At 38.7% G+C, this 9,741-nt stretch carries 9 protein-coding genes and 1 pseudogene; 2 read left to right on the top strand and 8 right to left on the bottom strand.

The genetic code is table 11. The features are described from left to right. Positions 1-126 (bottom strand): annotated as a pseudogene (locus FFR48_RS21420) (NUDIX hydrolase); the annotation flags it as partial. A 291-nt stretch (positions 127-417) separates the two neighbouring features. On the opposite strand from FFR48_RS21420, the gene moaA reads away from it, so the two are divergent. After that, on the top strand, positions 418-1,404 hold the full coding sequence (gene moaA, locus FFR48_RS21415; RefSeq protein ID WP_137668777.1) for a GTP 3',8-cyclase MoaA: 987 nt from the start codon (positions 418-420) through the stop codon (positions 1,402-1,404). A gap of 90 nt (positions 1,405-1,494) precedes the next feature. Here the strand turns inward: moaA and rpsD are convergent, their stop codons facing one another. Beyond that, positions 1,495-2,103, bottom strand: coding sequence for a 30S ribosomal protein S4 (gene rpsD, locus FFR48_RS21410; protein ID WP_096567275.1), 609 nt, complete (start codon positions 2,101-2,103; stop codon positions 1,495-1,497). A 293-nt stretch (positions 2,104-2,396) separates the two neighbouring features. Here rpsD and FFR48_RS21405 point away from each other — a divergent pair, with 293 nt between their 5' ends. Next, the gene (locus FFR48_RS21405) at positions 2,397-3,008 is read left to right on the top strand and encodes a hypothetical protein (RefSeq protein ID WP_137668776.1); all 612 of its coding nucleotides are present in this window, start codon (positions 2,397-2,399) and stop codon (positions 3,006-3,008) included. Positions 3,009-3,151: 143 nt separating this feature from the next. Here FFR48_RS21405 and hetR read toward each other — a convergent pair whose 3' ends face one another. The 6 genes from hetR to FFR48_RS21380 form a co-directional block, all read right to left on the bottom strand. Further along, positions 3,152-4,051 carry a heterocyst differentiation master regulator HetR gene (gene hetR / locus FFR48_RS21400; RefSeq protein ID WP_096567272.1) on the bottom strand — a complete coding sequence of 300 codons (900 nt, stop codon included), beginning with the start codon at positions 4,049-4,051 and terminating at the stop codon, positions 3,152-3,154. A gap of 567 nt (positions 4,052-4,618) precedes the next feature. Continuing rightward, positions 4,619-6,862: an EamA family transporter gene (locus FFR48_RS21395; RefSeq protein ID WP_137668775.1), complete on the bottom strand. Its 2,244-nt coding sequence runs from the start codon at positions 6,860-6,862 to the stop codon at positions 4,619-4,621. A 476-nt stretch (positions 6,863-7,338) separates the two neighbouring features. Beyond that, positions 7,339-8,583: an inorganic phosphate transporter gene (locus FFR48_RS21390; RefSeq protein WP_137668774.1), complete on the bottom strand. Its 1,245-nt coding sequence runs from the start codon at positions 8,581-8,583 to the stop codon at positions 7,339-7,341. A 215-nt stretch (positions 8,584-8,798) separates the two neighbouring features. After that, entirely contained in the window at positions 8,799-9,065 is a 267-nt protein-coding gene (locus FFR48_RS29600) for a PIN domain-containing protein (protein ID WP_371851465.1), read from the bottom strand. An 18-nt stretch (positions 9,066-9,083) separates the two neighbouring features. Further along, positions 9,084-9,206, bottom strand: coding sequence for a PIN domain-containing protein (locus tag FFR48_RS30210; protein WP_265586224.1), 123 nt, complete (start codon positions 9,204-9,206; stop codon positions 9,084-9,086). A 13-nt stretch (positions 9,207-9,219) separates the two neighbouring features. Further along, a complete protein-coding gene (locus FFR48_RS21380) occupies positions 9,220-9,435 on the bottom strand; it encodes a hypothetical protein (protein ID WP_137668778.1) in 216 nt (71 codons plus the stop codon). Positions 9,436-9,741: the final 306 nt, after the last annotated feature.

Genomic DNA, 9,741 nt, shown 5'->3' with positions numbered 1-9,741 from the left:
TTTTAATAATTCTAGTCCAGTTTCTTCCTTTAATTCTCGACAAACTGCACTAGCAATATCCTCTCCCCAGTCTATCATTCCTCCCGGTAAAGACCAACAACCATCATCACTGCGACGAATCAAAACATTCTCCGGTATACCCTTCAAAACCCTTGCACTAATTTCTGTGTTTATCAGCCTCTAACCTTTGATATATCAAGGTTTTAGGTTTATTCAGCAAACCCTACTTAGGAGAGGTTTTCAACAACTCTCCTTATTTAATATCGAAAAACAGTATTTTGGAAATGACTAATCAACTAGATTTTTACCTATACAGCGATCGCATCATTGCTGTTTTGAAACATCTCAGCGCATAAAAAATATATTATATATTCCCTTGGATTTCTACACTAGAAATTAGACTTCAACTCAACAAACATGAACCCAGTAGACTATCTTCGCATTAGTTTAATTGATCGCTGTAATTTCCGTTGTCTGTATTGTATGCCGGAAGGTGCAGAATTAGACTATATCCTGAAACAACAATTATTAACTGATGAGGAACTACTCACTCTCATTCAAGAAGTATTTATCCCTGTTGGTTTTACTCGCTTTCGCTTGACTGGTGGTGAACCTCTACTCCGTCCTGGTGTGGTGGAGTTGGTAAAAAAAATTGCCCATCTTCCCCAAACTCAAGATTTGGCAATGACTACTAATGGGTTTTTATTAGCTCCTATAGCTAAAAGTCTTTATGATGCAGGTTTAAGAAGAATTAATATTAGTTTAGATTCTCTTGATGCAGCTACTTTTGAGCAAATTATCGGTAATCATGGCCGCGGACGTTGGCAGCAAGTCTGGGATGGGATTCAAGCTGCTTATCATGTGGGTTTTGATCCGTTAAAGTTAAATGTGGTGATAATACCTGGCGTTAATGACCATGAAGTTTTGGATTTAGCTGCTTTAACGATTGATAAAAATTGGCACGTCCGATTTATTGAATTTATGCCTATTGGTAATGGTGACTTGTTTGGCGATCGCGGTTGGGTATCTTCTGCCGAGTTACGCGATCGCATTCGTCAACGTTGGGGCTTGACAGAATCTCAAGTTCGTGGTAATGGTCCAGCCGATGTATTTCAAATTCCCGGAGCAAAGGGAACACTGGGTTTTATTAGTCAAATGTCAGAGTGTTTTTGCGATCGCTGTAACCGAGTGCGTCTTTCTGCTGATGGTTGGTTACGTCCCTGCTTACTCAATGAAACTGGGCAAATTGATTTAAAATCTTCTTTACGTGCTGGTTGTAGCACTACTCAATTACAATCACAAGTCAGAGAACTATTAGCAATCAAATCAGAAATTAACTTTAAACAACGCGACTCAGGTACTGTCGGCACTTACACCCGTACCATGTCGCAAATAGGAGGTTAACCTAATTTTAGATTTTAGATTTTGGATTGTGGATTCAAAGAACAACAACTATTCCAATCCAAAATCGTCAATCCAAAATCCAAAATTGAATTATGCTTGACGTGAGTAATATTCCACAACCAGCAGTTCATTAACTTGGAGTGCTACCCATTCTCTTTCAATCACACTATTGACTTTACCAGTCAATTTGTTTTTATCAAATTCCAGGTGATTGGGAAGGTTAGCTAAACCGGGATACTGTAAGTTAGCTTCTACCAATTTTTTGGATGCTTCTTTATCTCTCACACCAATTGCTTCACCGGGACGGCACTGATAGCTAGCGATATTCACTACACGACCATTAACGGTAACGTGACCGTGATTCACCAGTTGACGTGCTGCGGGAATAGTGGGAGCCATACCCATGCGAAAAACTGTATTATCTAAACGCATTTCCAGCAATTGCAGCAATACTTGTCCGGTAGAACCAGTTACTCTTCTGGCTTTACGAACATAGCGGAGCATTTGCTTTTCTGTTAAACCGTAGTTTAAGCGAAGTTTTTGCTTTTCTTCTAGACGGATAGCATACTCAGACCGTTTTTTGCGGTTTTGACCATGTTGACCTGGTGCATAGGCACGTCTAGCACTTTTGCGAGTTAATCCTGGTAATTCGCCCAAGCGGCGGACAATTCTGAGGCGCGGACCTCTATATCGGGACATGAGTTTCCTTATTTAATCCTGTTTAAACTTTACCCAAATATTCTATTATCACATAACTCTTAGCAATTAGCTAGAGTATTTTTGGTTAAATAATAAATACAGCAGATGGCAGATCAATGAGGTACAGAATCAAAATTGCAACCTAGACACCACTAGAGTTTTACTCCTGACTCCTGACTCCTGCTGTATCAGACTTTTGGAAGTATTTGGGTACTGATAATGAAATTCCTTGATAATAGAGGAGTTTCAGCAAATTCTAAGTTAGCATAACTTTGGGTGTTTGGAGAATAGCAATGTTAAAACGCAAAAAAGAAATTAGCAGTTTTTATAACTACAAAAGTAGTCATTTCTGGAAAATGTTCACAATTCCAGTGATGGCGATCGCCGGACTATGGACAAATATCTTGCCAAGTCAAGCTGTGATAAGTTCCTATAGAAATGATTACCGTGCTTGTGCGGCTCAATTATTAAGTGTAGGAGTGACAGCACAAGCAGCATCTCAAGGTTGTGCTACAACCATGCGACCAAGAGAGCTATCTACTTGTGTAGCTAAAATTACCAAACAAACAGAAATTACCCCAACTGATGCCCTTTATTCCTGTAGTCAAGCCCGTCGTGCAGAAGATTTTGCTACCTGCGTAGTCGGCATTAGCAAGAGTACCCAACAGGCAATTAACCAAGCTGCTCTAAGCTACTGTGGACGCAGTTTATTACCTGTTACCTTTGCTGAGTGTGTGGTTGGTTTACGCAAAGAAATTAATTTAACCCCGATTGAGTCTTTAGACCGGTGTATTGATGCCAGTTACCGTTCTATTAGTATTGGGGCTGGATCTACAACACGGCCGGGATTAATACCACCTTTTCAGACACTGCCTATCCCATCAACTCCTGAAGGTAGCATTTAAGTAGGGTTTGCTGAAAAAGTCCTTTCGTTGAGGCAGGGAACATTTGACTTTTGACTTTTGACTTTTGACTTCCGCGAAGCGATAATAGTTGGCTCAAGGTAATATCAGCAAAAATTAGAAGATAACTTCTAACTTTTGTTGATTTAGTCATCTTGATTACCAAAAGCCATTTGTAAAATCATGGGTGTACCGCCATCGCAGTGATATTTATCTGCCCAAGCGCGGATAATTTCATCCAATTCTTCCATCGCTTCCTGCATTTTTTCCAGAGGAATATCCAGTTCTTCTACAGCACGCATAGAATTGGCTTTCCTTTCTGCCCAGTTTTTCATCATCCGAAAATAACGAGCAGTATCTTCGACCATTGTGTAAGTACGTTCTTGGTCGTCTGCTGGGGCATAAAAGGGACGGGTTAGGGCATAAAAGGGCATTCCCCAAGGTGAATCAATGCGTGTCACAGTGCCTGAGTAGAGTAGACGACGTTTGATATGTTCTGCCAAGGCTTCACTCAGAGGCATTTGATGATGCTGGGGTAACTCTTCTTGCGATCGCTTGTGTAGAAATTCAATTAGCTCTAAAAATTCAAAGGAAGTAACTAACTGAGCGTCAGGCAGATTTTTAGGCAGCTTGCGCTCGATTTGTTTTTTCTCCTCACTGGTGAGACTTGTACCAGGAACACGAGACCTTCCTGGTTGCCAAGGATATTTTTCCATCCACACATAAGGCAATTGAATCAAATAGCGAGGTTCTTGGGAACCCAGCATTTTTAGCAATTTACCCTCAGTCAGAGCTTGTCTTACTTCCTCAACAATAATTTTGACTCGCTTCGGCTCCAGGTGGTGCAAATGCCCCGTCATTCGCAGGTTTTGTCCCTGTTCTAGATAGGTCATATAAATTGCACACTTAGCTGCTGTTGCGGCTGCATCTAAAAATGCTCCATGCCTATGGCCACTTGTACGCATGGCACTAAAAGCTAGATAAAGCATGATCTGATCCATCGCACTTGGACCAAGACGTTTGATCAGATCTATGTCGTTAGTCATATTCACAGACAGATGAATGGCACGTTTACGAAAAAATAGTAGTCAAATTTAAACTACCCATTATACACCAAATTGTAATTTTTGTCTTCACTCTCAATGGAGATTTGTTATGGTTTCACCATAAAATAACTATGGTGCTAAATTACCTTGGGTGTAATCATTAATTTTGAACAGTAAAAGAAAGGCTCACCAATAATAACATCAGGTTAACAAAATTGATGGCGTAGCGTGCTGGAGGCATAGCTTTCGGACATAACATAATGTTTAGGGTTTCAGCGATAGGTTATCACCCAAATGCTTCGCCCCTACAAGGTAAAAACAGATTACCTAGCATTACTGAATCTACGCTCTAGGCCGTTGACTTAATCAAACCAACCCTTAGTCTAGCATCAACTTGATCTAAATTGAAGAATATGCACATTACTGGAGGTTTAACTCATACCAATTCTTAATTTTACATTAAGACATTCAGACTTAATTGGGTATTTCCTGGTTAAATCTGTGGAAATATAAAATTATGGTATAAATTTTCAAGTATTTGTACATAGTTTAATTGTTTTTAATCATTTAATTTTTGGCACTGGAAGATTTAACCTTTTGCATTTTTTCCCAGCTGATAGCAACTGCGCCACCAGTTACCAATAAAACTCCCAGAATTTGCAGAAGATCCAATTTTTCTTGAATCATTAATCCAGCGAAAATTACTGTGAAAACTGGGACAACAGCACCAATGATAGCGGAGCGTTGTCCTCCTAATTTGCGAATGCCAAAATTGTTGAATAAATAGCCGCAAAGAGTGAGGACACCTAACATAAAAGCACTTAAAATCACTTCCAATAAATTGGATGATCTAATGGCTAAACTCCAATCACTTGGTAAAGGTACTAATAAGCAAACAAAGCTGAATAACAACATGGTTGCGAAATTAATTAAAGCAAAAGAAACTGGATGCAGTTTCGGAGCGGATAACCTAGTAAGAATTACGTATACAGAAAAAGCTATTCCGGACATAATTCCAGAAATAATTCCTAAAGAGGTATTATTAATACCAGTTGAATAACTACCCAAGATTAATAATTGACCACAAAAAATGCTAGAAATCGCACTAAAACTTAATAAGCCAGGACGCTCACGAAAGAGAAACCAAGCCAAGAGTACAGTGATCATGGGATAGATAAAAAACAGAGCGATCGCTACTCCAGTTGTTACTTGACCAATAGCAATGTAAATTAAAACTTGGGACAAAAATAAAAAGCCACCACTCACAACCGACAACAGTAATACCTGTTTTGTGTTTGTTTTCTTAGCAGCAGCATTTCTGCTAACTGAATCAAATAGACTTTGTAAGTCTTGCCAAACTGGAGGGTGCAAAATAGGAGCTAAAAGTAACATTAAAGGTACAACCACCAATAATCTCAGCATCAAGATTAAGAAAATATTTCCCAATGTTGGTGACATTAACTGTTGTGTCTGGAAGTTTCCTAACAGATCAGAACCTTGATAGAACAGCGCCTTGACAACAACGTTGTAAAGGGATGACATCACCGTTGACAACACAACCAACAGGAAACCTATCTGAACTGAAGATGAGTTTGGGGAACTTGGAGGTTTTTGTTGTCGGGGTGTTACTTCCTGCTGTATTTGTTGGGGAGAGTATGGGTTTAATTTTGCTGGGGAAGACTCAGGAACAAGGACAGAAACTGGTTTTGGTGGATTTTCTGGAGTTGGATTTTCTGATGTTTCTGAGGTTAAAGACTCAGGAACAAGCACAGAAATTGGTTCTGGTGGATGTTCTGAAGTTGGGGTTTCTGGTGTTTCTGAGGTTAAAGACTCAGGAACAAGCACAGAAACTAGTTCTGGTGGATGTTCTGAAGTTGGGGTTTCTGGTGTTTCTGAGGTTAAAGACTCAGGAACAAGCACAGAAACTAGTTCTAGTGGATGTTCTGAAGTTGGGGTTTCTGGTGTTTCTGAGGTTAAAGACTCAGGAACAAGCACAGAAACTGGTTCTGGTGGATGTTCTGGAGGTGGTGGTAATGCAACCACAGCATCTGAGGATGAATTTTCGCTTTTTGGTAGCTCTTGAGTTAATAAAGAAACTCGTTCAGCAACTATTCTCTCTGAAGAATTTTCCGAGAAACCATTTTTGTAGGTTTCGCCCAGTTGCAATACTGTTGGCGCTCCTCCTGTCAAAATTTTCAGAGAATTTGCATCTTTGATGTTCTCTAGTTCCTCTCGTAAACGCTTGACAAATTCTGCTAAGATTTCTTCCCCTTGCTGCTGTTGATCGTACATTCGTAACAACTGCTGGGAAAGATGGCTTTGATAATTTGTTAATTCTTTTTGGATGGAGCTAAAAGCAATTGTGACGGTATCATCCAGATTGTTCAACATCTGACTGACATTTTCACTTATCTGACTAGCTACTGTAGAATTGACTTCAGCCGATCTGAAGGTGGACTGATGGGAAGATTCTCCGGTTATTGATTGATCAGCTAAACTTTTGAGTGAAGATTGCAGTTGGGAAGATATATGTTTTGCCAAAACTTCCGCCAACTGACGAATCAAAACTTGCTGTTCAGTAATTTGTCGAGCTTGCTGTAATTTTTCTTTTTCTTCTATTAATCGTTGAATGTCATTGGCTAAACGGTTTTTTTCAGTTTCGAGCCGCTTTACATCGTCTTGTAAAGTTCTAATAACATTCTGTTGGAGTTGTTCTAAGTCTTCAACTACATCCCAAAGGGCATTTTCTGCAGCTCTGGATAAGTCGCTTCTGTTTCGTGAGTTTTCTGGTCGCTTTTCAAATCGCCCCATTAGTTTCTAACCTCTAACACCTTGACGATAAATCAGTTATCAGTTATCAGTTATCAGTTGTCAGTCTGTTCACGGTTCACGGTTTACTGTTCACTGATAAATGTTTCACAGCCTTGCAGATTGGTAGGTTGTTAAAAACCAAAATTTGTGCGAAGTGTAAATTGCGTGACAGTTTCCGTTGCTTTGAGAAATTAAAATACTGTTCTGGGAATTGTTCTGAGAAAAGTAGAAGATTTTTTATCTCCTATTCAATATTTTAATAAATTGCCCACAATTATGCAAAAATATACTATTTATAGATAATTGCATAAGATGGCAGTTTTCAATTGTCCATGATTTGCATTTGCTGTGGCAGTACATCACCGAAAGTTTTTTGCAAAAAAAACAGTAATCTTACTTAATTTTTGCAGTCGAGAATGTATTGCATTCAAATAATAAGCATTAAGCAAGAATCTTCACAAATTTCAGTTGCATTTTCAGATAATCCGGATAATACTGAAGATTATGGCGCTGATTACAGCACTGATGGGGACTGTAATTACCCAGGCTGCGGCGATCCCCTGGAGGGTTTGAAATTTAATTGATTTGAGGTTTTGTACAAGTCCAATACCCACTACACCACCAACAAGCGCATGAGAAGTGGATACAGGTAAACCTAACCGAGAAGCTAGTAAGATGGTGGTGGCGGTGGCGATTTCGGCACAAAATCCGCTACTGGGTTGTAGAGAGATGATATTTTCGCCGATGGTAGCGATGACTTTTTTACCCCAAATTGCTAAACCTGCAACAATTCCCGCACCTCCAAAGATCATAATCCAGATAGGGATAATTATCCCATTGTTGGGGACGGTATTTGTCTGATTGATGTAGAAAATTACTGCTAAAGGTGCGATCGCATTTCCGACATCGTTTGCACCATGTGCGAAAGCGACGAAGCAAGCACTTAATAGCTGGAAGCGTGCAAATAGTTGTTCAATGGGGTTGGTGATTGGTGATTGGTGATTGGTGATTGGGGAGTTAAGTTTTTTCCAACTATATAATGTAAGTCCTATTACGCCTATTGCACCAGTAAATATGGGGATGTCGTGGGAGGGGATGTTTAAACCGATTTTCTCACTTAAAAAGTTTGTCAGTGGTTGGGTTAAGGTAGGGAGAACTATTACACCAAATATACTTAGTAAAATTGCACTTAACCAGGGAATCCATTCTTGTAGTTGTAAGCGGGGATGAGGTTGGGATAAGATCCATTTTTGAATAAGACTGTAAAAAAAAGCTGCGATTGTGGCGCTGATGACTGGTGTTAATATCCAACCAATGGTAATTAAACCAATAGATGACCAATCTATAGCGTTTTTTCCTAATGCTACCCAGGTAAAACCAGCGATCGCACCGACGACTGCATGAGATGAGGAAATGGGTAAACCGAGTGAGGTGGCTATTTGTAGCCATACCCCTGCTGATATGAGGACTGTTATCATCCCTAATACTAGGGTTTGGGGTGTGGTGATGAATAAGTCGGGGTTAGCTATTTTTGTTCCTAGTGTTTCTGTTACACCATGTCCGAATAATACTGCACCTGTAAATTCTAAGATGCCGGCGATGATGATGGCTTGTGTCAGGGTGACAGCTTTTGATCCTACGGATGTTCCCATTGCGTTTGCTACGTCGTTTGCACCCAGGTTAAAGGCGACGTATAAGGATAAAAAAGCGATTATAATCATTAAACTCTTGATTATGGTACTTTATGTATTTTATGCTCATTATTCTCATGTACCATAAAATCTATAATGTTGGTAATATACTGAGATTATTCAATAAGGCGATCGCTCTTTTTTGTTATTTCGATAAATCAATATTTTTACTATCTTCATTCAACCCTAAATGTAGGGGTTTAGCATTGCTAACCTCCTACATTTTAATGAGATTTTAGATACTTTTATTGACAAACCCGCCAATTCTCTATTTGTAAATTAGGTACTCTTTGAAATTCTCTAACATTGGAAGTGACAACAATATGATGATGACTTAATGCGGTTGCTGCAATGAGTACATCATCAGCACCAATAGGAGAACCTGCTATTTTAAGAATACTTCTAATGTCAGCCGCTTTCTCTGCTTCTTGGGCAGTGAAAGGTAACACTGTAATTGAAGTAAAAAATGTTTCAATTAAAGGCTGAATTTTAATGGCTTTCTGAGGATTAATTGCTAATCCATATTTTACTTACATCACGGTTAAAGATGAGATGAAAATATCACTAGGATAAATTAATTTTATTTGTTTTAATGTATTTTGTTCTCCTTTAACAAAATCACTCACTACACAAGTATCTAGGAGATAACCCATAATTAATCTGTAATTAAAGTTCTATTTCTGGAGGTGGTAATAATTCATCTCGATAGGATTCAAAGATGATATTATCTGCTATACCTTGATGGTTAATAATTATTTCTGGCCAAGTGGTGGGTTTGGTTGGTAAGAATGTCACAAAAACACTGCTTTCTGTAATTCCCTGGGGTGTTTGTGAAAGTTCTATTTTGCCGTTTTTATAAATTCCTGGAATGGTTTGTAACATAGATTTTTCTGAGGTAGTAGTAAAACGATTAGGACTAGCTTTAGTATAATCAAAATTATACTCTGATAATAAATCATTGTTCATAAATCTTTTCTCTGTTTAAATATTCTTGTTTGATATCCAGTTTAAAGGTAGGAAAATGATACTTACGTTTTTTGATGGGAATAAAAGTAAATTCTTCTAAATAGGGTTTGCTGAATAAACCTAAAACCTTGATATATCAAAGGTTAGAGGCTGATAAACACAGAAATTAGTGCAAGGGTTTTGAAGGGTATACCGGAAAAAGTGTGCATTTTTTGGGATTTC

The sequence above is a fragment of the Sphaerospermopsis reniformis genome (genome assembly GCF_005402885.1).
In the GTDB taxonomy this organism is placed as follows: Bacteria; Cyanobacteriota; Cyanobacteriia; order Cyanobacteriales; family Nostocaceae; genus Sphaerospermopsis; species Sphaerospermopsis kisseleviana.
The sequence above is the reverse complement of the archived record's forward strand: the minus strand, read 5'-3'. Positions and strand labels throughout refer to the sequence as shown.

Bases quoted from the DNA above. Each gene is read 5' to 3' on its own strand.
- hetR (WP_096567272.1), bottom strand. From the start codon at position 4,051: ATGACTAACGACATAGATCTGATCAAACGTCTTGGTCCAAGTGCGATG.
- moaA (WP_137668777.1), top strand. From the start codon at position 418: ATGAACCCAGTAGACTATCTTCGCATTAGTTTAATTGATCGCTGTAAT.
- FFR48_RS21380 (WP_137668778.1), bottom strand. From the start codon at position 9,435: ATGTTACAAACCATTCCAGGAATTTATAAAAACGGCAAAATAGAACTT.
- FFR48_RS30210 (WP_265586224.1), bottom strand. From the start codon at position 9,206: ATGGGTTATCTCCTAGATACTTGTGTAGTGAGTGATTTTGTTAAAGGA.
- FFR48_RS21390 (WP_137668774.1), bottom strand. From the start codon at position 8,583: ATGATTATAATCGCTTTTTTATCCTTATACGTCGCCTTTAACCTGGGT.
- FFR48_RS21405 (WP_137668776.1), top strand. From the start codon at position 2,397: ATGTTAAAACGCAAAAAAGAAATTAGCAGTTTTTATAACTACAAAAGT.
- rpsD (WP_096567275.1), bottom strand. From the start codon at position 2,103: ATGTCCCGATATAGAGGTCCGCGCCTCAGAATTGTCCGCCGCTTGGGC.
- FFR48_RS21395 (WP_137668775.1), bottom strand. From the start codon at position 6,862: ATGGGGCGATTTGAAAAGCGACCAGAAAACTCACGAAACAGAAGCGAC.